Below are 26400 nucleotides of genomic sequence, written 5' to 3'. Positions count from 1 at the left end.
TGGGGGTACAATAGATGAAGTTCCGTACTGAACGGTATTGATTGTGTTGTGGAGGAAGCTCGATGAGCCTCGGTTCTCTAACATTTAAGCTTGGTGGCGATCTCGAAATTCGGCGGTTGGGCTATGGTGCGATGCGCATCACTGGCGATGGAATTTGGGGCGAGCCAAACGACCGCGAACAAGCGAAGGCTGTCTTGCGCCGCGCTGCCGAACTTGGGGTGAATTTTATCGATACCGCTGATTCATATGGCCCCGATGTGAGCGAACGCTTGATCGGCGAAGCCTTGCATCCATATTCATCAGATATGGTGATTGCGACCAAGGGCGGCTTGCTGCGTGGCGGCCCAAACATTTGGTACTCGAATGGGCGGCCTGAACACTTGCGCATCTCGCTCGAAAAAAGCTTGCGCCAATTAAAACTTGAGCGCATCGACCTTTATCAATTGCACCGCATCGATGCCGAAGTGCCTTTGGAAGAATCGTTGGGCGCGTTGAGCGATTTGCGCAACGAAGGCAAGATTCGACATATTGGCTTGAGCGAAGTTAACAATGAACAACTGGCCCAAGCTCAAAAAGTTGTACCAATCGTTTCAGTGCAAAATCGCTATAGCATTGGCGACCACGAATGGGAAAGTATGGTCGATGCTTGCGAAGCCCAACAAATTGCCTTTATTCCGTGGTTCCCGTTGGCTGCTGGCAAACTAACCGTGCCTGGCGGCACACTTGATCAGATTGCCAAGAAATACGAAGCCACGGTTGGCCAAATTGCCTTGGCTTGGTTGCTCAAACGCTCACCAGTGATTTTGCCAATTCCTGGTACCTCGAAAATCAAGCACCTCGAAGAAAATCTGGGCGCTGAAAAGATTGCTTTGAGTGACGAAGACTTCCAAACCTTGCGCGAGTTGCAAGCATAAGTTAAAGGTCAAAAGTCAGAAATCAAAAAGCAAAAGGGATTAGGCTTTGGAGGATGTATTCCATCAAGCCTGATCCCTTTTTAAAAGTGAAAAGGCAGAAATCAAAAGTCAAAAAGCAAAATAGAGTACGCATTTAATGCAGAGGCGCAGAGCTTCAAAAATATGAAGGATGAGGAATGAAGGATGCAATGTACGGACGAGGGAATGAGAAAATTTCGCGACCTTCGCGCTCTTCGCGGTTTCTCAGGTTCGTATCCTTCGTGGATTAAATTAAAAAAGGGTAGCAATGCTACCCGATCAACCACCACATATCACTTCCACACACTAGTTCGCACCCCTCACTAATTATTGTAGCAACTTCCTACGCAGCTGCCTAGCACCCTTGTGTAACAATTAGGTAACAATTGGCTGATAAAGCGCTGATGCGCTGCTGAGAGTGCGCTTTTATGGCTAAAATAGCCCTATGCAACAGTTTGGAGGTTTTGGGCTATGAGTGGTCGCATCCTGATTGTCGATGATGATCCAGCAATTTTAAGTGGGGTGAGCACCCTGTTGGAGCAAGCAGGTTATGAGATTGCTCAGGCTGCAAGTGTGGCTCAGGCGCGGGCCCAATTGCAGGCATTTAATCCCCCAAGCTTGGTGATTCTCGATTTAATGTTGCCCGATGGTGATGGCTTTGAACTCTGTCGCCAAATTCGTCAGAGCAGTCAATATGTGCCAATTTTGATGCTTTCGGCCCGTGATGAATTGCATGATCGGGTTGAAGGCCTGACGGTTGGCGCTGATGATTATCTGACCAAGCCGTTTGCGCCCGTTGAATTATTGGCGCGAGTACGAGCAATTTTGCGCTTGGCTCAACATCAACGCGAAACGCTTGGCGCATTGGAATGCGGCAAATTACGCTTTGATTGCGAATTGCAGCGCGCATGGTGGGATGAACAATTGCTTGAATTAACTCCCAAAGAAAGTGGCGTTTTATTGCAATTAATGCGTCAGCCGAGCCATGTTTGGGGTCGTTTGGCCTTGTTGCAAACCGTTTGGGGCACCAATTTTTTGGGCGATTCGCGAATTGTTGATGTATGTGTGCAACGCTTACGTGCTAAAATCAACCAACTTGATCCTAGTGCCGACCCAATTCAGACGGTGCGTGGGTTTGGCTATCGCTTGAAGTGTGAACCATGATTGTGCTGCCGCTCAAAGCCATGCTTTTTGGTAGCTTGCTGTTGCTATGGTTGGTCGCTAGTCTTGGCTGGTGGCTGGGTCAGCGCGGCAAGCGCCCGATTATTCAACACACTGCTGACCCAATCTTGCGCCAGCAAATTGCCCAACATCGGGCCTTTATCGGCACGCTTTCGCATGAATTGCGCACACCGTTGACCGCGCTTTTAGCCCATACCGCAATTGTGCGCAACCAACAAAGCGAGCAAACGGTGCGCGACCATTCGTTGCTGACGTTGGAACGCGAAGCCCAACGTATGGCGCGCCTGGTGCGCGATCTGTTGGAATTGCATCGTTTAGAATTGAGCGAAGAATTACCGCTAGTGCCAGTTAATGTGGCGCTGCTGGCCGAAGAAGCGCTTGCCAGTATTTGGGTGATGGCTGATGAAGCCCAAATTGAATTACAATTTGAGGCCGACCCAACGCATAAGCGTGTTTTAGCTCATCCTGATCGCTTAAAACAAGTTTGGTTAAATTTGCTGATCAATTGTTTGCGCTATTGTCGGGCTGGCGATCGGGTGCTGGTGCGAGTTGCTGCGAGCGAGCAAGGGTTGCGTTGTAGTGTTGAAGATAGTGGGCCAGGCATCGCCACCGCTGATTTGCCGCATGTAACTGAGCCATTGTATCGTGGCGTGCTGGATAATCAAGGCAGCGGCTTGGGCTTGAGCTTGGTCAAACAGATTTTGGCCCGCCATCATAGCAGCTTGCAGCTTGAAAGTAGCACCAGCCCGCCGACTGGCACGAATGTATGGTGGATTTTGCCCTATGACTAAATGGCGTTGGCTTAGCCTACTCGTTCTTGGTTCAATCATCTACTGGCTCTTGCCAATTGACGGTAATTTGGTGCTTCAGACCAACCAACAGGCTGGCTGGCCCCAAATTTGGTTCGAGCGCGATGCCGAAAATCAGCAATGGGTCTATGTGCGTGATAACCAGCCTTGGGTCTATGTGGCCTTGACGCTTGATGGCACGACGTTGAGCCGCGATCAGCAATTTGCCACTGGCAGCGACCCATGGACATGGCGCTGGAACACAACAGGCAATTTGACCCAAGCTGATATTCGTTTTTATCACGATTGTGATCGTGGTTGCCAAGAGCGTGGCAGTTTGATGCTGGGCCAGCCTGTGCCAACGCCGATGCCACGCCAAAGCACCTTGTTGGGCGCTGTCTTCGCCAATCCTGAGCGCGATTGGCATGGCCGCGCAGCTTGGACGATTGAATTGGCCTATGCGTTGCGTGCCGATGAGAGCCAATGGAGCATCGATGCCCTAGCCTCGCGGGTGGCGGCAGCGCATAAAGCTGGCTTGCGGGTGATTATTCGGGTTGCCTACGATCAAGGCCAAAGTTTGCCGCCGAATAATGATGAAACTGCCTTGGCGATTTTTTTGCGTTTTTGCCAGCGCCTAGCCCATGATCAACGCTTGCAGGCGGTTTATGGCTATAGCATTGGCAATGGCTACAATAGTGTTGGCGAAAATACCCTGACCCAAGAACCATTAACTCCTGCTTGGGTTGCGCGGATGCTGGTTGGTTATGGTGTTGCCGTCGAGCGCCACGATAATGTGATTGAAACTATGCGCGGCTTGAATCCGCAGCTCAAATTGTTGGTCGGGGCAGTACGGCCTTGGAGCAACGATGCAGATGGCGCTTGGGCTGATCCGCTAAATCAACCATGGCTCAATTATTTTAATAGTTTGTTGCTGTTGCTTGATCAAACGATTCGTTTGAAGCATGCGCAGCAAATTAATGTTGCGCCTGATGGCTTTGCGGTCAGTACGTTTGGCTGGCCCGAACAGCGCGCCGACCCTGCCCAAGAGCCATTACGCGATCTCTATCTGGCGCAATCGGGCAAGGCCCAGCGCGGATTTCGGGTTTATCGCGATTGGTTGGCGATTATCAATCGTTACCCGAGTATGGCCAATCGTCCGGTGTATATCACGGCTACCAACACGTTTCACCCTGAGCAAGGCCAAACGCCGCTGGAGAATTATCCCAATGGGTGGCTGAGCAATGCGCTGCGCGAAGTGAGCGCCAATCCGCAGGTGCAGGCCTTGTGTTGGTTTGTTGATCAGCCGTTTGGCCAGCAATGGCGCGAATGGAGCCTGAGCGAGCCACAAGGCAAAATGCATGAAGCCGCTCAGGAATTTGATCAACTGTTGCGTTAGGCTTGTGGTTCGATGCTAATTTCGGTATAGACTGAGTTGGCCAGAAAGCATTTATCGTGAGCTTGATGATGGAAGTACTCGATTTGCTCGGCACTGGGTGCTGGCTCGACCCAGGTTATGCTTGGGCGCAAGGTTACTTTGCTCATGACGATTTTGCCAGCGCTATTTTTGCCCATTTTGCCCAGCGCCTGATCGGCATAGTGATCGACGACAAAGCCTGCTTCGGCCACGATTGATAAAAACCAGAGCATATGACAGCTTGATAAGGCGGCCACAAAGGCTTCCTCAGGATCCACCGCCTGTTCGTCGGAGTAGGGCAGCGGCACGACATGCGGCGACGAAGAGCCTGGCACAACCTGGCCGCCATCAAAAATCCAACGATGAGCGCGGCTATCCTTGCCGTCGCTAAATGAAGCCGCCTTGCGCTCCCATTCGATGTTAACTGTGTAGCCTGCCATTGTTTTGCTCCTGAATATGATCCACGAAGGACACGAAGTGAGGCTCTAGGCTCTAGGCTCTAGGATGGGCGATTCTGAAACCGCGAAGATCGCGAAGGACGCGAAGTGAGGCTATAGGCTCTATGTAATGGTTCATTGGATTGGCAATGACATCCATGCCCTCACCCCAGCCCCTCTCCCACTGAACGCGGGCGAGGGGAGCACTGGTTTTTACTGACGTATTGCGCAAGAACCACGGCGTTAAAGCCCCTCGCCCGTCGGACGGGCGAGGGGTTGGGGTGAGGGGATCAGGCGGTGGTTAACCTCATGTACCAATACACATAGCCTAGAGCCACAACTTCTCTGCGCCTCTGCGTTAAACTTCATAATTCATCCCTCATCCTTCATCCTTTCGCTCTATGCTCTATGTTCTTTTATACCTACAACGTTTCAATCAAACGCGCCAACAAGGCAGCGCGAGGGGCAAATTGACTGATCGAGAGCCACTCGTCGAAGCTATGCGAATCGCTGCCCCAGCCACCAAGGCCATCGAGGGTTGGCACGCCAATCGCCGAGGTGAAATTGCCATCCGAGCCGCCGCCAGTGCCACTGGCTTTAATCGGCAAATCGAGTTGCTTGGCAATCTGCTCGGCAGCTGCATATAAGGCCATCGTCGCCGGCGTTGGTTCCATGGCTGGGCGATTCACGCCACCTTCCAAGCTTAATTTGGCCCCAGCGAGGCGCGGCGCTAGCTGATGCAATGCTTGATCGACGCGTTCGGCCTCGCCAACTTTGAGTGCGCGTACGTCAATTGTGCAATGAGCTGCGGCAGCAACCACATTGGCAGCAGTGCCGCCGCTAATTTTGCCAATATTGATCGTCGTACCAATATCAGGTCGGGCCAATGGTAAAATCTGGCCAATCTGATAACTTAATTCATGGATGGCGCTAATGCCAAGCTCAGGGGCAACGCCAGCGTGCGACGGCTTGCCAGTAATCTCCAAATCATACATGCTGACACTTTTGCGCCATGTTTTGAGCCAGCCGCCCTCTTCCGCCGATTCGATAATCAGTGCAGCGCGACAGCCTCGCGCCTGTTCTTCAATATAGCGCCGCGAGGTTGGGCTACCAATTTCTTCATCGGTGGTAATCAAAAATTTCAAGGGGCGGCTTGGCCAGCGCCCAAAATGGCGTAAGGCTTGCAAGGCGGCGCAGGTCAGCAAAATACAGCCCTTCATATCGCTCACGCCTGGCCCACGCACAACATCACCATCTATGCGGAAGGGAAATTGATCGATTGTGCCTGGGGGATAAACGGTATCAACATGGCCGACAATCAGAATTGGCTCGCCCTCGCCGGGCCAGCTGGCCAACAAATGGTCGGCTTGGGGTTTGCCGTTGTATTTGCGCACACTTGCGCCCAATTTGCTCAAGCGCTCGCCAACCACATTGACCATCCAAGAAACCGCCGTAATATCACGGGTAAACGACTCAATTTCGATCCATTGACGCATTTCATCCAACAGATCCGGCAGGCAAGCATCAAGATAGGTTAAAAGCTGACGAGGCATGGTCTTCCTCCATCACTAAGCAGGTATAGCTATATTGTACCGCAGCCATTGCACAAGCCTGTCTTGCATCAGGCTAGCGAGCGTGCTATGCTGCATTTTGGTCGTTGCTAGGAGGTGGGTATGTCCCAAATGGAGTTCCTACGTCGAGTGCCCCTATTTGCTGACCTTTCGCTCGAAGGCTTGCAAATGCTCGATGGTCAGGCCCGAATTCGTGGCTTGCCAGCAGATGCGTGGTTGTTCCACCAGCGTGATCGTGGCGATGCCTGTTATGTGGTGGTGAGTGGCACCTTGCGGTTGGTGCTCGAGCAAGGTAGTTCCGAGGAAACGACCCTTGGTTTGTTGGGGGTTGGGGCATTTTTCGGCGAGCTTAGTTTATTGGAGCCTGATGGTACGCGGGCCGCTGGCGCAATTGCGGTTGTCCAAAGCGAGGTCTTGGAGATTCCGATTGCGGCGTTTGAAACCTTGCTGCATACCTACCCCGCGATTGCCTACAATATGTTGCGCCGCGTTGCTGCCCATGTGCGCCGCTCTGATGAACGGCGTTTGGAAGATTTGCGCCATAAGAATCGGCTTTTAACTGATGCCTACACTGCCTTGGAACAAGCCCAAGCAGAGGCGTTACGCCGTGCGCGGGCCGCCCGGGAATTGGAGTTGGGCCGCGAATTGCAACGCCGATTAATTCCTACCAGTTTTCCAAATGTGCATGGCGTGGTCATTGCCGCCGCGACCTTCCCTGCCTACGAAATGAGCGGCGATTTCTACGAGGTGCGCCAACTTAGCGAGCACATGCTCTCGATTGTGATGGCCGATGTCTGCGATAAAGGTGCGGGCGCTGCCTTGGTGATGGCGCTGGCCAAAGGCCTGTTGCTGGGTATGGATCAGCGTGATCCTTTGGCGTTGGTCGAACGTTTCAATCAATTAATTCGCACCACCAACCTTGATGCAGCAGTTATTACCATGGTTTATGCGCATTTGGATCTGGCGCGGCGACGCTTTAGCTATGTGCGAGCGGGCCACGATTGGCCGTTGCATTATCGCTCAAAACAAGGGCGGGTTGCCATGCTTGAGGGTGGTGGTATGCCCGTTGGCATCACCGAAGAAGCCTTTTTCGAGCAGATGCACATCGATTTAGAGCTAGGCGATGCCTTGGTGTTTTATACCGATGGCTTGTGTGATGCGCGCAATTTTGCTGGCGATACCTATGGCCGCGAGCGCTTAATTTCAGCAGTTCAAGCCTATGGGCGTTTACCAGCCCATGGCCTTGCAGATGCCATCCTTGGTGATGTGCGCGCCTTTCAGAGTGGCACACCGCCGATTGACGATTTGACCTTGTTGGTCGTCAAGCTCAACCCTGAATCAAGCTAGCTTCATCAACATAAGCGAATATCGTTATAATGCAAGCATATTCTTTGCCAAAACGATGGTGCGAAAACGCTATCATGGCGATATTGCGGAGATACTATGCGATTTGTAACGCTCAAAACAGCGGTTGGGCCGCGCCCAGGCATTGTGCTCGGCGATCGGGTGATGTTGCTCGATGGCTATCAATCACTGCAAGCCCTGATTGAGGCTGGTGATGCTGGCTTAGAAATCGTCAAAGCAGCCTTGCCTGAATATCAAAGCCGTGCAGGCATTCAGCTCAATCTTGATCAATTATTGGCTCCGTTGCCACGGCCATTGAAAAATGTGTTTTGTGTTGGCTTGAATTACGCTGCTCATGCCCGTGAATCGTTGCAAGCCAAAGGCCTCGAAGTCAAAATGCCCGAACATCCGGTTTTTTTTACCAAACCACCAACCGCTATTAATAGTCCAACCGGCGAAATTGTGATCGATCCGGCGGTTTCCGAGCGGATTGATTGGGAAGTTGAGTTGGGTGTGATCATCGGCAAAGCTGGCAAAAACATTAGCCGCGAGCAAGCCATGGAGCATGTTTGGGGCTATACCGTGATTAACGATATTTCGGCCCGCGATTTGCAAACCCGCCACCAGCAATTTTTCAAAGGCAAAGCACTCGATGGCTCGTGCCCAATGGGGCCGTGGATTATCACCAGCAGCGAGTTGACCGACCCGCATAATTTAGTTGTACGCTTACGGGTCAATGGCGAGATCAAGCAAGAATCCAATACCAACGATCTTATTTTTGATATTCCAACCTTAATTAGCGTGCTCTCGCAAGGCATGACCCTTGAGCCAGGCGATATTATTGCAACTGGCACTCCTGCTGGCGTGGGCTTTGCCCGCACCCCGCAAGAATTTTTGCGCCCAGGCGATTTGCTCGAAACCGAAGTTGAGGGCATTGGCATGCTGCGCAATCCGGTTGTCGCCGGTTAATTTCACACCAAAACAGCATTCTGACAAAAGTGTATTATTTGAAGAATGCTGTTTTTTTGTTGCCCACATGTGTTATTTAATTGCAGTTAAATTAATCTGAATCTCCATCTAGCTAGCTAAATTGAATCTATTAAATTAGCGTCGAATTGAATATATATCGGCTTATCGCGATAAGACAATAATTAATAAATTTGACAAATGCGCTAAATCTTTTTATATTAAGCTTATTAACAAATCCTCTCAATTCCCCTCAGTGTTGTGTGGAACTCACCTCAGGAGGTTAAAGCATGGTTCGATCCCGTTGGCTATTTGCTTTACTTGCGATTACCGTTTTATTATCGGTAATTGGGGCTAAGGTACCGTTTACTGCTGCGCAAAATCAAGCCAGCACGTCCGACCGACCGTTGGCATTGGCGCAAGGCTTGAAAGATTTGGCGACAGTTGCCCAGATTGCTGTGCCAGAACTGGATGTGGCCAAAGAGCGCTCCGATGCAGCCAAACGCCCAAGCAATACCCCAATGCGTTTTGCCAAAGATTATCAAACCTCGCTTGACATCAAGCAAGTATCGACGATCGAAGTCGTTGGCAATCGTACTGTAGCCCGCTTGCGGATTAGCGCACCAAAAGCCTTGTCGATTAACCTTGGCTATACACGCTATAACCTGCCCAAGAGCGGCCAACTGTTTATGTACAGCCCTGATTATCGCTCAGTTATTGGGCCATACGGTGCTGCTGATAACGAAGATCATGGCCAATTGTGGACTCCAATCGTCGCTGGCGATGAAATGATCATCGAATATAGCGCTGATAGTGGCGAGTTTGCAACAGCCGACCTGACCTTGAGCGCAATCAACCGTGGCTTTAGTGGCTTCGGTGTTCCGCGTGATCTCTTGGTCGATAAATCAGGATCGTGTAATGTCGACGTTATTTGTCCTCAAGGCGACGACTGGCGCGCAGAAATCAACGCGGTTGCTGCCTATACCTTGAATGGTATTGACACATGTACTGGTTCGTTGGTGAATAACACCGCCCAAGATCAAAAGCCCTACTTCCTGACCGCCGATCACTGTGGCATCAGTTCAGGCAATGCTGCTTCGATGGTGACATATTGGAACTACGAATCAACCCTGTGTCGCGCGGTTGGATCGGCTGAAAATGGTACGCCATTGCCCAAGCCTAACACAACCATGACCGGGGCGATTCTACGCGCCGAATATGCCCCATCAGACTTTGCCTTGGTTGAGCTTGATGATGCAGTTCCAACCGAATACTCACCATACTGGACTGGCTGGAACGCCCAAAGTGGCGACTTCGCTAGCGTTGTGGCGATTCACCACCCAGGTGTTGAAGAAAAACGGATCAGCTTTGAAAACCAAGCTACCCAAACCACCGGCTACAATAGCAACGCTGTACCTGGCGATGGCACCCACATTCGGGTTATCGACTGGGATTTAGGCACGACTGAAGGTGGTTCGTCAGGCTCGCCATTGTACGATCCTCAGCATCGCGTGGTTGGCCAACTCCATGGTGGCGGCGCTGCCTGTGGTAACGATTTATCAGACTGGTATGGTCGGGTTTCTGTATCATGGAATGGTGGCGGTACCAGCGCAAGCCGCTTGAAGGATTGGCTTGACCCAACCAACTCGGGTACGTTGGTGCTTGATGGTAATGGTGGTTCGCCTGCGTTCACCATGAATCTCAGCCCTGCCAGCTTGGCAGTTTGTGCCCCAGCTTCGGGCCAAACCACGGTTAACTTAAACTGGATTTCAGGCTTCAGCGAGCCGGTAAACCTTTCGGCAAGCAATTTGCCTGCTGGCGCAACCGCAACCTTTACGCCAAACCCAGTGATTTCACCAACCTTGAGCAGCCAATTAACCATTGGTAACGTAACTGCTGCCGCAGCTGGCGATTATACGGTTGTGGTGCATGCAGATAGTGCTAGCATCACCCGCACCGCCGACTTGGATCTCAGCGTCTCGGCTGGCATTCCAAGCGCAGCACCAACCTTGACTGCACCAGCCAACAATGCTACCGATGTGAGCAATACCCCAACCTTCACTTGGTCAAGCGCTACTGGCGCAGATAGCTATGTGCTCGAAATTGCTAGCGATGCTGGCTTCAGCAATTTGGTTTACACGGCCACGACCGAGTTGACCAGCTTGACCAGCGCTCCTTTGAGCACCAACACCAAACACTACTGGCGCGTGCGCGCTGCCAATGCGTGTGGCGTTAGCGCCAATAGCGCAATCTTCAGCTTTATGACTGAAGCAGCACCTGGCGATTGTTCAATTGGCACCGAAACCGTGGTTACCTTCGAAGAAAATTTCGAAACCAATCCAAACTGGGTTAGCGGTGGCACTGGCAATACCTGGGCCCATGGTGCATTTGGCTATGGTGGCACTTCAGGGATGAAGGCGATTGATCCGACCACAGCATCAGATCAATGGCTGACTACCCCAGCAATTACCTTAACCGAAGGTCTGACCCATACCCTGCAATTCTGGAACTCACAAACGCTTGAAGATCGTACAGCTGGCGGCTGTTATGATGGCGCATTGATTGAAGTATCAACCGATGGCGGCTCCGCATGGGAGCAAATTCCTAACGCTGCCTTGTTGACCGACCCATACAATGGCGCAATCACTGCTTCTACCAATCCACTCAATGGCCGCGACGCTTGGTGTGGCGACCCACAAGACTGGATCAAGAGCGTCGTTGATTTGGCAGCCTACGACGGCGAAACCGTGATGTTCCGCTTCCGTCTTGCCTCGGACAGCTCAGTTGGCCGGCCTGATGGCTGGAAGATCGATAACGTCAGCGTGAAGGCTTGTACCGAAGAATCTGAGCCAGAAGGCCCAGAATTGGTCTACTTGCCAGCAGTGATGAAGAACTAAATCGCTGCGCTGAATAGCCCAAAGCCCCGCCCTTGATTCAAACCAAGGGCGGGGCTTTTTTGATTGGCGATCTATTGGTTTTCGAGGGCGATCACTTTATCCAAGCGGCGGGTAAAACGCGCTTCGTTGTGGAAATTGGCGCTCAAAAAGGCTTGCACAATTTCATCGGCCAAGGCTGGGCCAATTACCCGCCCGCCCAAACACAGCACATTCAAATCATCGTGCTCAACGCCTTGATGCGCCGAGTAGGTGTCGTGGCACAAACATGCCCGCACGCCTTTAATTTTGTTGGCGGCGACGGTCACACCAACGCCACTGCCACAAATCGCAATCCCGCGTTCAGCTTGGCCGCTAACGACCGCATTGCCAACCGCAGCCGCAAAATCAGGGTAATCGACCGAGGCTGGCGAATCGGTGCCAAAATCGAGCACTTCATGGCCCAGCCGCTGCACAGCCTCAATCACTGCTTGCTTCAAAATCAGGCCACCATGATCGGTTCCGACCGCAATTTTCATGATTTATGTCCTTTCAACAGCACAACGCGAAGCACGAATTGCTCGTACTTCGCGTCACATGCTCAATCAAGCAACGATTACTTAGCCAATAAGGCCTTGGCGCGGGCAATCAGGTTTTCAGCGGTAAAGCCAAATTCCTTCATCAAAATATTAATTGGTGCTGATGCACCGAAGTGATCAATCCCAATAATATCGCCTTCAGTGCCAACATATTTGTACCACGTGACTGGATGGGCAGCTTCAATCGCAATCCGTTTGCTCACAGCCTTGGGTAGCACGCTTTCGCGATATTCCGCCGACTGCGCATCAAACAAGAAGGTCGATGGCATGCTGACCACGCGAACTTTGACTCCTTCGCCGCTCAATTGCTCGTAGGCAGCAACCGCATGCTGCAATTCCGAGCCGGTGGCAATGATAATCAGTTCTGGTTGGCCGTCGCTATCAGCCAACACATAGCCACCTTGGGCCACGCCTTCTGCCGAAGCATAGCGGCTGCGATCAAGGGTTGGCAAGTTTTGGCGAGTCAGTGCCAGCAAGGTTGGGCCTTTGTGGGTTACGGCTACGTGCCAGGCTTGGCTGGTTTCGTTGGCATCACCAGGTCGCATCACATTCAAATTGGGAATAATCCGCAACGATGGAATGTGTTCGATTGGTTGGTGGGTTGGGCCATCTTCGCCAACGCCAATGCTATCGTGGGTAAAGACTTGAATCGTGCGAATGCCCATCAAGGCTGCCAAACGAATCGAGGCGCGGCAATAATCGCTGAACACCAAGAAGGTTGCACCGTAGGGAATCGTGCCGCCATGCAAGGCCATGCCGTTGACAGCTGCGACCATCGCATGTTCGCGAATACCCCAGTGCATGTTGCGGCCTTGAGGCGTTGCTGGTTGGAACGATTCTGCATGCTCAATCAAGGTAAAGGTCGATTCGGCCAAATCTGCCGAGCCGCCAATCAAGGCCGGAATTTGCTCGGCCAAGCCGTTGAGCGCTGCTTCTGATGATTTGCGAGTTGCCACGCCCTTGGCATCAGCTTCCCAAACTGGCAACTTGCTATCCCAACCGTCTGGTAATTCGCCAGCCATGCGTTGCTTGAAGTCGGCAGCCTTTGCTGGATGCGCCTCAGCGTAGCGGTCGAACAATTCGTTCCACGCTTGCTCAGCAGCAGCGCCCTTGGTTAAGGCCTCGCGGAAATGTGCCGACACTTCTTCAGGAACGTAGAAGGTTGGTTCGAGCGGCCAGCCGAGGGCTTCTTTGGTCAATTTTACTTCATCGGGGCCGAGTGGTGCGCCGTGCGCTTTGGCCGTGCCAGCCCGATTAGGCGAGCCATAGCCAATCACGGTGTGGGCCACAATCAACGATGGCTGGTCGGTCACTGCTTTGGCGGCGGTCAAGGCTGCATCAACTTGCTCGGTATCAAGCCCGTCGATCTCTTGAACATGCCAGCCATAGGCGCGGAAACGCGCTGGCACATCTTCGGTGAAGGCAATTGAGGTATCGCCTTCAATCGAAATTTCATTATCATCGTAGAGATAAACCAACTCGCCCAATTTGAGGTGGCCTGCCAACGAAGCAGCTTCGGCGCTAATGCCCTCTTCCAAATCGCCATCGGAGACAATCGCATAAATATGGTGCTTGACGATTTCAAGCTCAGGTTGATTGAATGTGCCAGCCAAGTGACGGGCGGCAATTGCCATACCCACGCCTGTTGCAAAGCCTTGGCCAAGCGGGCCAGTCGTGGTTTCGATCCCAGCAGCATAGCCATATTCTGGGTGGCCAGCAGTTTTGCTGTGCCATTGGCGGAAATTCTTCAAATCATCGAGCGTCATGTCACTATAGCCCGTGAGATGCAATAAACTATACAACAGCATTGAGCCATGGCCCGCCGACAGCACAAAGCGGTCGCGGTCAGCCCAATCTGGATTAGCCGGATTATGTTTGAGGTGGCGCGTCCACAGCACATAAGCCATGGCCGCAGCCCCCATTGGTAAGCCTGGGTGGCCCGAATTAGCCGCTTGCACACCATCAACCGCCAACATGCGGATTGTATTGATGGCCAGTTCATCGAGTGTATGTGCTTGAGTCACAAATCCTCCTGCGGTGATGTATCAGTTCCAACTGTCAATTATAGCAGAGGCCGATCCATTGTAATTCTATGGTACACTCATAATTGCAACTGTTTGGTTGTCCTTCTCACGCCTCAGGGCATGCAGCTATTCACCAGCGCGCAAGGCTAGGAGCGCCACCATGAATCTGACCCAACAAATTCTTGAATTATATGTCGAAGTTCAAAAGCGCCAACGCCAGCGCTTATTAATTCGCGCCGCTTGGATGACCTTGGCGGTCTTATGCCTTGGCCTGATTGGCCGAAACTGGCTAGCTTGGCCACTTTCGTGGCCAATGTTGGGCTTAATTGTGATTTTGGTGGCGGCATTAGGCGGAGTGTACGCTTGGAAATCAATTCTTGCCCCAGCCGAATTTGTGCAAATGCTCGATCAGCATTATCAATTAAATGCCCAGTTGAGCACTGCTAGCGAATTTCAAGACCAGCGTGGTGGCTTTCACGCTGTGAATATTGAACGTGCCAAGCGCCGTTTGCCTAGCGTTGCCCGCGATGCCACTGCTAGCGTGATTGCGCCGATTGCGCTTGAATGGCAAAGTTTGGGCTTGGCTGCGGTGTTGGCTACTGGTTTGTTTGTGTTGGGCCAAATTGATGCTGGCTTGCCTGCGCCGACCACCGAGCCATTGCGCGAATTGGCGAGTTTGACCACGACTGAACCGCCGCAACAGCCTGCCACTGAGCAAGATCCTGCTGCTGATCCCAATCAGCCAGTTGGCAATCAGCCTGATCAACAACCAGAAATCAGCCCCGAAGGCCAAGAAATTGCCGATGCCTTGGCCGATGGCTTAAGTGATAATGGTGCAACGCGGGCCGCTGCCGATGCTTTGCGCCGTGGTGATGTGCAACAAGCAGCCGAAGAATTGTCCAAACTCGCCGATCAAGCTGATCAGCTATCGCCCCAAACCCGCAACGAAATTGCTGATGGTCTTGAACAAGCAGCCGAACAATTGCAGAATCAGCCAGAGGTGGCCGAACGCTTGCGTAGCGATGCAGAACAACTGCGTGGCAACCCGCAAAATGGTGCCGATGCGCTTGAAGATTTGGCCCAACTGACCGATCAGCTTGATAATGCCCAACCAGATTTAGCCAATGGCGAGCAGAATGGCCAAGCTGGCAACGAGCCACAAGCTGGCAACCAACCGCAACAAGGCCAGCCAGGCGAAAACCAAAATGGCCAGCCCAGCAACAACGGCGCTGGCAATAATCCCGGCACTGGCAGCCGTTCATCGCCGCCACCGAGCGCTGCGCTTGGCCCCGATGTAAGCTTGCCGGAAGCACCTGCTGCTGGCGAAACGACTCCAGGAACGGGCGGCGATACTTCAATCACCTTGCCTGGTGGTGAGGGTGCTGGTGGTGGCAATGCTGGCGGTAGCGGTGGCAGCGTGCCCAGCGATATTAGCGATCCATCCAATATTCCTGCGGAGCTACGCGATGCGATTCAAGACTACTTCGGGCGCTAGTGGCGACCTATTTAACCCTGAGTTTTTAGCGCGGATCGAACGCCTTGCCTTGCGTTCGCGGCGTACCTTACGCGGGGGCTTGAGCGGCGAACATGCCTCGCGCCGGCGCTTGCCCGCGCCAACATTTAGCGATCATCGCGCCTATAGCCCAGGCGACGACCTTCGCCACGTCGATTGGTTTGCCTATGCACGCCATGAAGATTTGCATGTGAAGCTTGGCGAAACTGAACAAGATATTAATATTACGATTGCCTTAGATTGTTCAGCCTCGTTGGATTGGGGCCAAGGCGAGCTGCACAAAGGTCGCTATGCGCTGCGTTTGGCGGCAATGCTCGGCTATCTCGGCCTTACCTCAAACGATCAAACCACGATTTGGCCGTTTACCAGCAAATTGATCAAGCCGTTTGGGCCGGCGGTTAGTCGCGCACGCGGCCCCGATTTGCTGCGCTATTTGAGCAATTTGAATTGGGCCGAACAAACCTCATTTACGCCAATTACTCAAGCAGTTCGCCGCAGTTCTGGCGGTATGCTCTTGATCATCTCCGATCTATGGACGAGCGATTTAGAGCCATTGCTGCGGGCGGCTGCCCCGCCAGTCTGGCAAGTTGTGGTGCTGCACCTGCTGCATCCCGAAGAAATCAAGCCCACGCTAAGCGGACCAGTTGAATTTGAAGATAGTGAAACAGGCCAAGTGCTGGCGCTTGAGCTTGATCAACAAACCCAAAAAGATTATCGCGAAAAACTGGTGCGTTGGGTGCGCATGCACGAGCAAATGTGTCAGCGCTATGGGGCGACCTATGCTGGCATTCGCAGCGATCGCCCGCTTGAGCAAAGCATTCTGCCCTTTCTACGGCGGCGCGGCATTATTGGCCTCTAGGCTTGCGCCAGCAAAATAACTCCAATAATCGCAATTACAACAATCAACCAGCCGATCCAAGCATAACTTTTACGCTGAGCATTAATTGGCTGTGATATTTGAATCGGAGCCGAATTATTGCGTGGCTGAGTCGCTTGCTGTTGTACTGGTTTTAATGCTGAGTTGATTTTTTTTGCTTGATTTAATCCTCCTACTGGTTTTTTGGGCTGTGAAGCCGGACTAATATCTGGATTATGTGCAATTAAATGTTGTTTCTGCGAAACTAAATCAAACAGATTTTTTCCCCATTCCTCTGCATTAGGTCGCTGAGCAACTGGTTTATCGAACGCACGCAGGAATAATTGTTGAATATCAGCTGGCATTCTTTCGTAATATTTATGTAACTTTGGCAACTGAACAATTGCATGCTTGTGATTACCAAATACAAATAAACTACGGCTAATATGGTCATCAATCGTTGTTGAATCATGAAATTTATCACCAAAGGTTGCAGCAAAAGGATGAATTCCTGTAATCAATTGATAGAAAATAACTGCTAATGAGAAATTATCCCACTCTTTTGCAATAATGCTTCCACTTTTAAGATAGTTACGATACTCTGGAGGCGAATATTCAGCTGTTGAAACGACCGATTTATAATAGAGATTCTTCTTATCATCATAAACCTGCATTGAATCAATATCGGTAATCGAAATAAATCCATTTAATGTGACTAATATATTCTGAGGTTTTAAATCGACAAAAATATATTTTTGCATTTGATGAATAAGATTAACCGTGAAAGCAATATTAACACAAACTTTAAAGCAATTAATAACCCCTTGTTTATCAGATCGTTGATACTTAATCCATGACTGATCAATATTTTTGATATGAATATGAGGTTGTGTTAATCGTTCAAGCCCAATGCTCTGATCAAAAGCTTTTGGCATAATGAAACCACAAAATTTTTGTTTTTGATACAATGCAGCAATTGGCCATGCAATCCGATAATTAGTACTGGTAAGAGTATCAGGTGGATTATCAACCATAAAATTAATCTTTTGCTCTAATTCAGGAGTTAATCGGTTAGGATAGAAAATTTTCGCACAATGATTAGGATAAGTAGCAGTGTTAATGATAGAATAAACACAACCCTCGCCACCTTTTCCTAGCGGCTTGGATTCATCAAGCTGAACGTGGGTATGCTGTTTGGTTTGATAGATAAGACTCATTATTGATATCCTTCTCGTATGCTTAGATCCACAAACCAAGAATCATGGTTTTATCATCTGGCTCATTGGCAAAACCGGTAGTACCTCGTTCTAGAATATCTTTAAACGTAGGCTGTAAATCTTGGAGACTTTGGCCTTTTTGTTTTTTTTCACGAAATAGCTGCTGCAAACGATCAAAAAATTGTTGATGTGGTCGATTTGGATCGTGCCAGTGCTGAGTTGCTTGATCAAATTGGCTACATTGAAATGTATGTTTTTCACAGCCATCAGAAATTAATACAAATCCATTAATGTGGTCGTTAATGACTCGACATTCGATTAATTCAGATGGATTTTTCCAAACCTGATCGGCAGTAAATGGCATAACCTCGTTGGCTTCTTCACCTTTATGTGGCGTAATCATTGAATGCCATTGGCCATGACGATCGCTATAGCCAGCCCGACCATCGCCAATATGTGCTACCAAAATGCCAATTGGGCTATAAATGACACTAATTAATGTAGAAGCATATTCATGAACTGATTGCTTTTCTGCTTGGGCCTTCTTTTGTAATTTTGCATAAATATCTTGGAAAATATAAATTACATAGCTCTGCCATTGCTGCAGATTCGGTAATTGCTTGGTTTCATACCAAGAATGCTTTTTCACCAGCTCTAATAATTGTGTGCATGCTGCTTTAACCACAAATTCAGAGCCAAGATGTGATAATTTGCGGCTACCCAAACCATCAGCTATCACTGCAACACCCCAACCTTCACCCAACATTTGATGTTGTGAATAATCTTGACATAATAAACCATGTTGACTATGGCTCTTACCAATGATCGATTCACAAAATACATGAAATTGATAGTTGGCATTCCGCAAACTCGGGTCAACTGCTGGTTTCAAATTGCTAGACGCGCTCGGTTCAGCGACTGGTCGCGACCTAGGTGGAGTTGGATTGCTCTCTGGTGGCAAGGCAATCTCCGCTGGATTTTGCTTAAGCAGCGGTTTCGGCATCAAACGCCGTTGGGGTTCGAACTGAGGCGAACCAGTCAAACGCACCCATAATAAGTATCCGCCAATCGCAAGCACACCCAATCCAAGCAGGCTTTTGAGCAATGTTGCTCCAAAACTAGTGGGGGCTTGAGTTGTAGCGGGTTTAGGAGCGTTTGGTTGCAGTTTGGCATTATCAGGTTTTGGCGCAACAGTTGCAATAGTGGTAATGATTGATTCAATTGGTGCCGCAACAGGTAGCGATTGGGTTGTTGTAATTGAGCCTGAACTGGTTAACGTTGGTGGTATAGTTGTTGATCGAATTATTGGAGTTGCCTGCGGATTGGTGGTGTTTAATCGGATAAAGAGCAGTACAATTAATAGACTGCTGAGCAAAAGCAGCGCAGATAACACCAAAATGAGTGATCGTTGATACTGTTTCATCGTCTCTTCCTTGCAAAAGGGGTCAGCTGGAGCCAAACCAACCAACCCCAACAAATTTTAGGACACTGGAAGAATTCCCCAACCACTCGTTGGCGGCAAATTGATTACTTGGCCATCAGTTGAGCTTGCGACCATAGCTAAACTTGCGCTTAACCAGTCAAAAAATGCTTCAAACCGTAAGCCTTGCAACATCATTGGTGGGCGATCTGGCGTGCTAATACGCCGAAGCATGTTAAGATCTGCTCCTTGAACCCCGATTGGGAAGAACGTAAATTGTTTATTGGCGACCCCATATTGAAGCTCTTGGGCTAAACCTGGAATATCTTGGTCTTTATCAGGCGCGCCATCAGTCATCAAAATAATCCATGGCCGATAATATGGCTGACCTGTTGAGCGATACCATTCTTTGCGTTCTTGGACTTTATGAATAGCCAAACGTACTCCATCAACGAGTTTTGTTGTTCCGGCTACCGCTAAAATTGGCATATCAAAATGATCAATTAAACTTGGCTCAACAATACAATCAACTTGACTATTAAATTCAATTAAGCAAATTTCTAAGCGTTGAGCAGTCGAAAAATTATTACTAATATCTTGATGAAATAATTGGAGACCTTGGTTTAATTCGTCAATTGGTTTACCCTGCATCGAACCTGATGTATCGACGACCAAAACACACAAACATTTCTGTTCGTAATTAGTTGGGCTTTCTAATCCATATTCCATAATTGCTCCTTTATGGGGTAACTGAAAGTTTTAAAACTGTATTTTTATACCAAATACAGCTAATAAATAGCACTAAGATTGAAATCACGCTGAATGTAAATCCCCATCCCAAACCAATGTCGCCTTCGATTCCAAAAATTTTTGCAAGGTTTCCATTAACGCTTAATCGGAAATTAAATGCTGAGTAAAGAAAGCCCCAAAAGCCAAGCATAATTCCACTGCCAATTTGGAGGAGCTTGATTGGTTGGGGTGGATGATTCAACGTAAAGCCTTTATACATTTTTGATCCCGTCATAATTACGATAACAGCAAAAATTGGCAATAGAAGAATCGCAATAATCCCCAAAACTATAAAAATGCTACCATTTGAAAAGCGATCATCAAATAGAACACCTAAAAGCATTCCCAACATATGGAGTGCGCTAAAACTGCTTCCCATACTGGCACCTAGGGTATCGCCAAAGCCACCAGCAATATTGTTTTGTACAAATGGCCCAAAAATAAAACAAATCAGCATAATTGAGCCAAGCCCAATTAAACCGTAAGCAAACATTTGCAATTGAAACAAGAGTTTTTGATGAGTTGATTGAGTTGAGCTTGCAATTGGGCTGGTTTGATAGGGTGCTGGCGGTGTAAGTGGTCTTGTTGCTGGTGCACCTAAAAGTTGATTAACAGGTGGACGCGCAATTGGCTTGGCCACAGGCTGGGTCGAAGATTGATTAACAGGTGACTGCGCAATTGGCTTGGCCACAGGCTGGGTTGATGGAACTGCTTGCGGCTTGGCTAATACTTGGCCACAATTCTGACAAAATGTTGAATGAGTGTTATTACGAAATTGACATTGCGGACAGGGCTTTACTGGGGCGGTACCAACAACTGGCATAAAAGCCTCCAACTCTAGCATAAATACGCATTACTAGAGTTAGATACATTCCAGAGGGTTTTTTTTGATTGGGATCTAAAATCAAAAGTCAAAAGTCAAAAGTCAAAAATTTAACGCAGAGGCGCAGAGAACTCAGGGCTATTGGCTATTGGCCATGTGTAATGGTTCATTGCGTTAACGACGATTCCCCCTCACCCCCTAGCCCCCTCGTCCGTCGAACGGGCGAGGGGGAACCGCTGAATCAGTGCTCCCCTCGCCCGCGTTCAGTGGGAGAAGGGCTGGAGGTGAGGGCATGCACTTGGTTGTCAACCTAATGAACCAGTACAGCTATTGGCTATTGGAATAATTAATTCGTGCTCTTCGCGTTCTTCGTGGTTTTCGTCCTTCGTGCTCTTCGTGCGCTTCGTGGATCAAAACGATAATCTAGCCTAGATCGGCTATTGCTTCTTGCATTCGAAAAAATTACTATCAAGTTGGAGCATATGGCTGTTGCTGATTCAGCCACTGCTACAGTTTAGGAGGATGGTATGAATTTTCTCGAACGCACAGGCACTATCATTGTGATAGGGCTGATCGGACTGTTCATCGTCGGAACCTTGCTTGCGCCGAACCATGCCACTTCAGCAACCACAAGCAGCCTTGCCCACTCATTTGGCGGCCCCACCGCAACGCCTGGACCAGAGCCTACCCTCCAGTCGCCTGCCAATGAAGCCATTTTGCCCCAGCCAGTTGCCCCCAACAAATGGACATTTAATTGGCAAGGCCCGCGCTGTGGACACACGATCCATCTCGATGGGCCTGGCGATCGGAATTATGTTTTCAATGGGGTTATGGGCCAAGGCCAAGCAATCGTCCCGTTTACCTTCAGCTATACTCAAACGCAAGCGCTGCCAGCCGATGCACTGGGGCCATGGAATTGGCATGTTGCCTATGATTGCAGCACTTACCAAGGCCAGAGCATTACCCGCACCTTCTCGGTTGAGCCTGCCAATTTCGTCTTTTTGCCATACACAACCCAGTAGTAATTATGAAGGATGAGGGATGATGAATAGCAGCCCAGAGTTCAGAGGGGTCAGGGTCTAGAGATCAGGGGTCAGGTTTACGTAATTGCGAGGGATGAATTATAGAAACCATGAAGTGCACAAAGAAGGTTTTTAGCCACAGATTATTAGGTTGCTTTGTGCTTCATCCCTCATAATTCATCCTTCATAATTTGCTTTACGCTTCTGGGGCAAAAACCTTGATTGGCTGATAGCCAGTTTCGCGCAATACCGCAATCGCCACTAATTGACCAGCTTGATCAAGCAAGCCAATCCGTTCGGCAGCGCTTTCAACCTGTACAACCCGCCCCATACGCACATCGGCTATAACCGCCTCATGCAGCGAGATTAAGGGCCAGTTGGCAATTGCTGCCTGTGGTGGCAAAAGCGCCGCAGCCAAAACCTCAGGCTGTTGATCAAGCTCAGCCAGCGCAATGCTTGTGCTCAAATCAAAGGCTCCTGCTCGGGTACGTCGCAAGGCAGTTAGGTGCGCGCCACACCCAAGCACGGCTCCAATATCGCGGGCCAAGGCGCGAATATAGGTGCCTTTGCTGCAATCTACCGCAATCGTTAATTGCTGCGCATCCCAAGCCAACAAATTAAGCTGCTCGATCGTGATTGGGCGGGCTGGCAACTCGATATGTGTGCCTTCGCGAGCATATTCATACATGCGTTTGCCATCAACCCGAATCGCTGCATATTGCGGTGGCACTTGCTCGATTGCACCACGAAATTGGCTCAACACCCGCTCAATCAATTCTGCATCAAGCGCAGGAACCGCCGATTCAGCAATTACAGCGCCTTCTGCATCGTCGCTATCGGTGGTGATGCCGAGCCGCAGGGTTGCCGTATAGGCTTTGTGATCTTCCTCTTGCAAATATTCCAGCAGACGGGTGGCATTGCCCAAAGCAATCGGCAGCACGCCCGTGGCCATTGGATCGAGTGTACCACCATGGCCAACCCGTTTCATGCGCGCAGTTCGTTTAACCACCCGCACCACGTCGGTTGAGGTCATACCCTGAGGTTTATCGATGTTTAAAAATCCATGCAGCATACGCAAACATGGCTCGTCAATTAACGAGCCACAACCTTTCTATTAATTAGGCTAAGGCTGACCGTAACGTGCTCAGCACCAACTCGCGGGCTTCGGCTAAGCCCATCTGCAAGGTTGCGCCAGCAGCTTCGCGATGGCCGCCACCACCCAAATTATGGGCCACGCTGCCAACATCAATCCCAGGTTGCGAGCGCATGCTGATTTTCACCGTGCCATCACGTCGCTCTTTAAACAGCACATAGGCTTTGGCTGTGGCAACGCGGCTGAGATAGGCCGTAATTTCATCACCAGCTTCATCATCTGCACCAGTGCCTTGTTGCATGGCTTGGGTAAATTCCGTCCAGATAATATCGCCTTCGTCGTGCATGCGCTCAATTGCCATGCCCAAAGCTTTGGCATGGGCAAACGGCTTGCCATACATCATCGAGCGCATCACCTCGTTTAATCGCCCGCCAAGCGCCAATAAATCGGCGGCAACGCGCAAGGTGCGCGGGCTGGTATGCGAGGTTTGGAAGCTTTGGGTATCAGTCACCAAGCCCATCAACAAGGCGGTTGCAGTTTCTGCATCAATTGCTTGGTTCCAAGCTTGCGCCAGCAAGCCCAAAATTTCGCAAGTTGCGGCGGCTTCGGTCATCACCAAATTTAAAAAGCCCTCGCCGCTATTGGTGGCGTGATGATCAATCACCAACAATGGGCGCTGAGCCAAATAGGCCCGTTCAGCACTAAAAATCGGCTCAATCCGCGAGATGCTGCCAGTATCGACCAACACCACTAAATCAACATCGGCGGGCAAACTTGCCCCTTGGCTATAAACCCCAACCTCTGGCGCATCGGGCAAAACCACCGCCAAACTTGGCAGATCGGTTGGCAAAACCATGGTTACTCGACAGCCCATCGCCCGTAAAATACGGGTTAGCCCAATACTTGAGCCAACTGCATCGCCATCGGGGTTGATATGCGAGGTAACCAAAATATGGCGTGCGGCGGTCATGGCATCACGCAGGGCCGGAGCCGCTTGTTGAATAGTGGTATACAGCATCGTGGTATTCCTTATTCGTCGTCTAGTTGTGGTGGATTAACCCGCCGTTCTTCGTCCACTTGGTTGAACAGCTTGTCCATATGTTGGCGTGTATCAATCGTCACGTCAAGATGAAAATGCAACTCTGGCACAGCCCGTAACTTCATTTGCTGGCCAAGTTCACGCCGCAAAAAGCCTTTAGCCCGATCAAGGGTTGCAATCGAATCTTTGCGGGCAGCATCATCGCCCATCACACTGACGTTGATATTGGCATGATACAAATCTGGGCTAACATTCACGCTGGTGAGGGTTACAAAGCCCAAGCGTGGGTCTTGAATTTCAAATTGAATTGCGTTGCTCAAAATGACTTTAATTTCTTCGGCAACTTGTTCAACTCGTTTACCTTTTGCCATAACAGTCACTCCCACAGGATTAATAATGCAGAATGGAGACAAACACACCTGTTACAAACAACAGATCTATTTGTCTCCACTCTAACGGTTAATCAGCGCTTACGAGGTGCGAATAATCTTTTCTTTGCGATAGAATTCCATGGTATCGCCAGCTTCGATGTCGTTGAAGCCATCGACCTGCATCCCACACTCGTAGCCAGACAGCACTTCGCGCACGTCGTCTTTGAAACGGCGTAGCGAGCCAATCCGTCCGTCGTGCAACACAACGCCTGAGCGCAAGACCCGTACCAATGAGTTGCGGGTAACCTTGCCGTCGATCATCATCAAACCAGCCACAACTTCGCGTGATGGCAAGCGGAAGGTATTGCGCACTTCTGCAAAGCCATCGGTCACTTCCTTGATCTCAGGATCGAGCATCCCGATCATGGCCTTGTTCAGGTCTTCGATCAATTGGTAAATGATGTTGTAGAAGCGAATATCAATCCCGTTTGCTTCGGCGCTACGGCGAGCAGCAGCATCGGGGCGAGCATTAAAGCCAATGATAATCGCGTGCGATGCCACGGCCAAGCTTACGTCCGACTCGCTGATTGTGCCCGTCCCACGGTGCAAAATCTTGATTTGAATCTCGCTTTGTTTCTCGTTCAACTGCGCCAACGAGTGTTCGATAGCCCCAATTGAGCCTTGTACGTCGGCTTTGAGAATAATATTGAGATCTTTGATTTTGCCTGCTTGAATTTGTTTGTAGACTTCATCAAGCGTGGTTGCTTTACCAAGCTGGTTGGCCAAGTGTTCCATCTGGCGTTGGCGTTGGCGTTGGGTTGCCACTTCACGGGCAATCCGCGAATCATCAAGCACTTGCAAAATATCGCCAGCTTGTGGCACTTCCGAAAGCCCAATGATCGAGACTGGCGTTGCAGGTTCGGCGATGCGAATCCGGCGGCCAATATCGGTAAACATTGCCCGAATCTTGCCGTGGGTTGCACCCACCACCACAATATCGTCTTGACGTAACGTACCGTTTTGAATCAGCACCGTTGCGACTGGGCCACGACCTTTGTCGAGCTCAGCTTCTACGATTGTACCGATGGCTGGTTTATCGGGGTTGGCCTTCAATTCTTGCAAATCGGCAACCAACAACACCATATCCAGCAAGCCATCGATATTTTTCTTGTGCTTGGCCGAAATTTCGACATCAGGAACGTCGCCGCCCCAGCTTTCAGTCGCAATGCCTTCGACCGCCAATTGTTGGCGCACGCGGTCGGGGTTGGCCCCAGGCACGTCGATTTTGTTGATGGCCACAATCATTGGCACGCCAGCGGCCTTAACGTGGGCGATAGCTTCTGCCGTTTGCGGCATCACGCCGTCGTCTGCTGCAACCACCAAAATAACAATATCGGTGACGGTTGCACCACGGGCACGCATGGCGGTAAACGCTTCGTGACCTGGTGTATCCAAGAACGAAATTTTGCGGCCATGGATTTCAACTTGGTAAGCCCCAATGTGTTGGGTAATCCCGCCAGCTTCGCCTTCAGCAACGCGGGTTGAGCGCACTGCATCGAGCAATTTGGTTTTACCGTGGTCAACGTGACCCATGATTGTGACAACTGGTGGGCGGGTTTTGAGATTTTCAGCGGTTTCAGCGCGTAGCGCATCGCCAATATCATCAACCAAGCCAGCCATGCTTTCAGGCACATGCTCGGTGGTTTCAATATCAAATTCTGCGGCAATTACAGCGGCAGTTTCATAATCAAGCTGTTGATTAATATTTGCCAAAATGCCTTGCTTGAGCATTTCTTTGATAATATCAGCTGCGCCGACGCTCAGCGCTTCTGATAGCTCGCGCACGGTCATAACCGGAGCAAGCTCGACTGGGCCACGTGGGCGCGCAGGCGCAACGGGGCGAGCCATCATTGGCGTGCCACGGCCACGGCCACCTTGTTGATTGTTGTTTTGGCCGCGTCCGCCGCTGCCACGAGGTGGAACTCCACCGCCGCGTGGAGGAACGCCGCCACCACCACCGCCACGATTACCACCAGGGCCACCGCTACGGTTTTGGTTATTATTATTGCGGTTACCGCCGCCGCCACCACCGCCACCAGAGCGATTGCGGTCGTCTTCGCCGCTACG

General features: G+C 50.4%; 22 protein-coding genes. 10 read left to right on the top strand and 12 right to left on the bottom strand.

The annotated features are described in order from the left end of the window. The first annotated feature begins 62 nt into the window (after positions 1 to 62). The 4 genes from ACFMKP_RS11065 (at position 63) to ACFMKP_RS11050 (ending at position 4298) form a co-directional block, all read left to right on the top strand. Entirely contained in the window at positions 63 to 914 is an 852-nt protein-coding gene (locus tag ACFMKP_RS11065; RefSeq protein WP_382291782.1) for an aldo/keto reductase, read from the top strand. A 489-nt stretch (positions 915 to 1403) separates the two neighbouring features. Continuing rightward, the gene (locus ACFMKP_RS11060; RefSeq protein ID WP_382291780.1) at positions 1404 to 2096 is read left to right on the top strand and encodes a response regulator transcription factor; all 693 of its coding nucleotides are present in this window, start codon (positions 1404 to 1406) and stop codon (positions 2094 to 2096) included. Continuing rightward, the gene (locus ACFMKP_RS11055) at positions 2093 to 2905 is read left to right on the top strand and encodes a sensor histidine kinase (RefSeq protein WP_382291778.1); all 813 of its coding nucleotides are present in this window, start codon (positions 2093 to 2095) and stop codon (positions 2903 to 2905) included. Before ACFMKP_RS11060 ends, ACFMKP_RS11055 begins: the two co-directional genes overlap by 4 nt. Continuing rightward, on the top strand, positions 2898 to 4298 hold the full coding sequence (locus tag ACFMKP_RS11050) for a hypothetical protein (protein WP_382291776.1): 1401 nt from the start codon (positions 2898 to 2900) through the stop codon (positions 4296 to 4298). Before ACFMKP_RS11055 ends, ACFMKP_RS11050 begins: the two co-directional genes overlap by 8 nt. Here ACFMKP_RS11050 and ACFMKP_RS11045 read toward each other — a convergent pair. Continuing rightward, positions 4295 to 4756 (bottom strand): OsmC family protein, encoded by a 462-nt coding sequence (locus ACFMKP_RS11045; protein ID WP_382291774.1) that lies wholly within the window; start codon positions 4754 to 4756, stop codon positions 4295 to 4297. The genes ACFMKP_RS11050 and ACFMKP_RS11045 overlap by 4 nt on opposite strands. 419 nt (positions 4757 to 5175) lie before the next feature. Then, positions 5176 to 6306 (bottom strand): M20 family metallopeptidase, encoded by a 1131-nt coding sequence (locus ACFMKP_RS11040; RefSeq protein ID WP_382291772.1) that lies wholly within the window; start codon positions 6304 to 6306, stop codon positions 5176 to 5178. A gap of 120 nt (positions 6307 to 6426) precedes the next feature. Here ACFMKP_RS11040 and ACFMKP_RS11035 point away from each other — a divergent pair, with 120 nt between their 5' ends. The 3 genes from ACFMKP_RS11035 (at position 6427) to ACFMKP_RS11025 (ending at position 11531) form a co-directional block, all read left to right on the top strand. After that, on the top strand, positions 6427 to 7671 hold the full coding sequence (locus tag ACFMKP_RS11035) for a PP2C family protein-serine/threonine phosphatase (protein WP_382291770.1): 1245 nt from the start codon (positions 6427 to 6429) through the stop codon (positions 7669 to 7671). 96 nt (positions 7672 to 7767) lie between these two features. Continuing rightward, positions 7768 to 8637 carry a fumarylacetoacetate hydrolase family protein gene (locus ACFMKP_RS11030; RefSeq protein ID WP_110518756.1) on the top strand — a complete coding sequence of 290 codons (870 nt, stop codon included), beginning with the start codon at positions 7768 to 7770 and terminating at the stop codon, positions 8635 to 8637. Between the two features lie 287 nt (positions 8638 to 8924). After that, positions 8925 to 11531: a choice-of-anchor J domain-containing protein gene (locus tag ACFMKP_RS11025; protein ID WP_382291767.1), complete on the top strand. Its 2607-nt coding sequence runs from the start codon at positions 8925 to 8927 to the stop codon at positions 11529 to 11531. Positions 11532 to 11602: 71 nt separating this feature from the next. Here the strand turns inward: ACFMKP_RS11025 and rpiB are convergent, their stop codons facing one another. After that, on the bottom strand, positions 11603 to 12046 hold the full coding sequence (gene rpiB, locus ACFMKP_RS11020; RefSeq protein ID WP_382291765.1) for a ribose 5-phosphate isomerase B: 444 nt from the start codon (positions 12044 to 12046) through the stop codon (positions 11603 to 11605). Positions 12047 to 12123: 77 nt separating this feature from the next. Further along, complete coding sequence (gene tkt / locus ACFMKP_RS11015) at positions 12124 to 14130, bottom strand: transketolase (protein ID WP_382291763.1); 2007 nt, start codon at positions 14128 to 14130, stop codon at positions 12124 to 12126. Positions 14131 to 14290: 160 nt separating this feature from the next. Between tkt and ACFMKP_RS11010 the strand changes: the two genes are divergently transcribed. Beyond that, positions 14291 to 15625: a hypothetical protein gene (locus tag ACFMKP_RS11010; RefSeq protein ID WP_382291761.1), complete on the top strand. Its 1335-nt coding sequence runs from the start codon at positions 14291 to 14293 to the stop codon at positions 15623 to 15625. After that, entirely contained in the window at positions 15597 to 16502 is a 906-nt protein-coding gene (locus ACFMKP_RS11005) for a DUF58 domain-containing protein (protein WP_054532398.1), read from the top strand. The genes ACFMKP_RS11010 and ACFMKP_RS11005 overlap by 29 nt, the downstream gene beginning before the upstream one ends. Here the strand turns inward: ACFMKP_RS11005 and ACFMKP_RS11000 are convergent. Genes ACFMKP_RS11000 through ACFMKP_RS10985 form a run of 4 tightly spaced genes read right to left on the bottom strand, consistent with a single transcriptional unit; the run spans position 16499 to position 20748 of the window. Next, positions 16499 to 17716 carry a protein kinase gene (locus ACFMKP_RS11000; protein WP_382291759.1) on the bottom strand — a complete coding sequence of 406 codons (1218 nt, stop codon included), beginning with the start codon at positions 17714 to 17716 and terminating at the stop codon, positions 16499 to 16501. The two genes, ACFMKP_RS11005 and ACFMKP_RS11000, sit on opposite strands and share 4 nt — an antisense overlap. A gap of 22 nt (positions 17717 to 17738) precedes the next feature. After that, positions 17739 to 19139 (bottom strand): protein phosphatase 2C domain-containing protein, encoded by a 1401-nt coding sequence (locus ACFMKP_RS10995; protein WP_382291757.1) that lies wholly within the window; start codon positions 19137 to 19139, stop codon positions 17739 to 17741. Positions 19140 to 19196: 57 nt separating this feature from the next. Continuing rightward, positions 19197 to 19865 (bottom strand): VWA domain-containing protein, encoded by a 669-nt coding sequence (locus tag ACFMKP_RS10990; RefSeq protein ID WP_382291755.1) that lies wholly within the window; start codon positions 19863 to 19865, stop codon positions 19197 to 19199. A gap of 10 nt (positions 19866 to 19875) precedes the next feature. Beyond that, a complete protein-coding gene (locus tag ACFMKP_RS10985) occupies positions 19876 to 20748 on the bottom strand; it encodes a hypothetical protein (RefSeq protein ID WP_382291753.1) in 873 nt (290 codons plus the stop codon). Between the two features lie 527 nt (positions 20749 to 21275). Here ACFMKP_RS10985 and ACFMKP_RS10980 point away from each other — a divergent pair. Then, positions 21276 to 21770, top strand: coding sequence for a hypothetical protein (locus ACFMKP_RS10980; RefSeq protein ID WP_382291751.1), 495 nt, complete (start codon positions 21276 to 21278; stop codon positions 21768 to 21770). A gap of 196 nt (positions 21771 to 21966) precedes the next feature. On the opposite strand, the gene truB is transcribed toward ACFMKP_RS10980, so the two are convergent. From truB to infB, 4 genes are all read right to left on the bottom strand, one after another. Beyond that, complete coding sequence (gene truB / locus ACFMKP_RS10975; RefSeq protein WP_382291749.1) at positions 21967 to 22842, bottom strand: tRNA pseudouridine(55) synthase TruB; 876 nt, start codon at positions 22840 to 22842, stop codon at positions 21967 to 21969. A 46-nt stretch (positions 22843 to 22888) separates the two neighbouring features. Next, positions 22889 to 23881 carry a bifunctional oligoribonuclease/PAP phosphatase NrnA gene (locus ACFMKP_RS10970; RefSeq protein ID WP_382291747.1) on the bottom strand — a complete coding sequence of 331 codons (993 nt, stop codon included), beginning with the start codon at positions 23879 to 23881 and terminating at the stop codon, positions 22889 to 22891. An 11-nt stretch (positions 23882 to 23892) separates the two neighbouring features. Next, positions 23893 to 24273, bottom strand: a complete 381-nt coding sequence (gene rbfA / locus ACFMKP_RS10965) for a 30S ribosome-binding factor RbfA (RefSeq protein ID WP_110518679.1) — start codon at positions 24271 to 24273, stop codon at positions 23893 to 23895. Positions 24274 to 24372: 99 nt separating this feature from the next. After that, the gene (infB, locus tag ACFMKP_RS10960) at positions 24373 to 26181 is read right to left on the bottom strand and encodes a translation initiation factor IF-2 (RefSeq protein ID WP_204756354.1); all 1809 of its coding nucleotides are present in this window, start codon (positions 26179 to 26181) and stop codon (positions 24373 to 24375) included. Positions 26182 to 26400 lie beyond the last annotated feature (219 nt).

Source organism: Herpetosiphon sp. NSE202 (assembly GCF_042688385.1).
Lineage (GTDB): Bacteria > Chloroflexota > Chloroflexia > Chloroflexales > Herpetosiphonaceae > Herpetosiphon.
The sequence above is the reverse complement of the archived record's forward strand: the minus strand, read 5'-3'. Positions and strand labels throughout refer to the sequence as shown.

Coding starts and splice junctions, on each gene's coding strand:
- ACFMKP_RS11065 (WP_382291782.1), top strand. CDS start 63: ATGAGCCTCGGTTCTCTAACATTTAAGCTTGGTGGCGATCTCGAAATT.
- ACFMKP_RS11060 (WP_382291780.1), top strand. CDS start 1,404: ATGAGTGGTCGCATCCTGATTGTCGATGATGATCCAGCAATTTTAAGT.
- ACFMKP_RS11055 (WP_382291778.1), top strand. CDS start 2,093: ATGATTGTGCTGCCGCTCAAAGCCATGCTTTTTGGTAGCTTGCTGTTG.
- ACFMKP_RS11050 (WP_382291776.1), top strand. CDS start 2,898: ATGACTAAATGGCGTTGGCTTAGCCTACTCGTTCTTGGTTCAATCATC.
- ACFMKP_RS11045 (WP_382291774.1), bottom strand. CDS start 4,756: ATGGCAGGCTACACAGTTAACATCGAATGGGAGCGCAAGGCGGCTTCA.
- ACFMKP_RS11040 (WP_382291772.1), bottom strand. CDS start 6,306: ATGCCTCGTCAGCTTTTAACCTATCTTGATGCTTGCCTGCCGGATCTG.
- ACFMKP_RS11035 (WP_382291770.1), top strand. CDS start 6,427: ATGTCCCAAATGGAGTTCCTACGTCGAGTGCCCCTATTTGCTGACCTT.
- ACFMKP_RS11030 (WP_110518756.1), top strand. CDS start 7,768: ATGCGATTTGTAACGCTCAAAACAGCGGTTGGGCCGCGCCCAGGCATT.
- ACFMKP_RS11025 (WP_382291767.1), top strand. CDS start 8,925: ATGGTTCGATCCCGTTGGCTATTTGCTTTACTTGCGATTACCGTTTTA.
- rpiB (WP_382291765.1), bottom strand. CDS start 12,046: ATGAAAATTGCGGTCGGAACCGATCATGGTGGCCTGATTTTGAAGCAA.
- ACFMKP_RS11010 (WP_382291761.1), top strand. CDS start 14,291: ATGAATCTGACCCAACAAATTCTTGAATTATATGTCGAAGTTCAAAAG.
- ACFMKP_RS11005 (WP_054532398.1), top strand. CDS start 15,597: ATGCGATTCAAGACTACTTCGGGCGCTAGTGGCGACCTATTTAACCCT.
- ACFMKP_RS11000 (WP_382291759.1), bottom strand. CDS start 17,716: ATGAGTCTTATCTATCAAACCAAACAGCATACCCACGTTCAGCTTGAT.
- ACFMKP_RS10995 (WP_382291757.1), bottom strand. CDS start 19,139: ATGAAACAGTATCAACGATCACTCATTTTGGTGTTATCTGCGCTGCTT.
- ACFMKP_RS10990 (WP_382291755.1), bottom strand. CDS start 19,865: ATGGAATATGGATTAGAAAGCCCAACTAATTACGAACAGAAATGTTTG.
- ACFMKP_RS10985 (WP_382291753.1), bottom strand. CDS start 20,748: ATGCCAGTTGTTGGTACCGCCCCAGTAAAGCCCTGTCCGCAATGTCAA.
- ACFMKP_RS10980 (WP_382291751.1), top strand. CDS start 21,276: ATGAATTTTCTCGAACGCACAGGCACTATCATTGTGATAGGGCTGATC.
- truB (WP_382291749.1), bottom strand. CDS start 22,842: ATGCTGCATGGATTTTTAAACATCGATAAACCTCAGGGTATGACCTCA.
- ACFMKP_RS10970 (WP_382291747.1), bottom strand. CDS start 23,881: ATGCTGTATACCACTATTCAACAAGCGGCTCCGGCCCTGCGTGATGCC.
- rbfA (WP_110518679.1), bottom strand. CDS start 24,273: ATGGCAAAAGGTAAACGAGTTGAACAAGTTGCCGAAGAAATTAAAGTC.
- infB (WP_204756354.1), bottom strand. CDS start 26,181: ATGGCTCGCCCCGTTGCGCCTGCGCGCCCACGTGGCCCAGTCGAGCTT.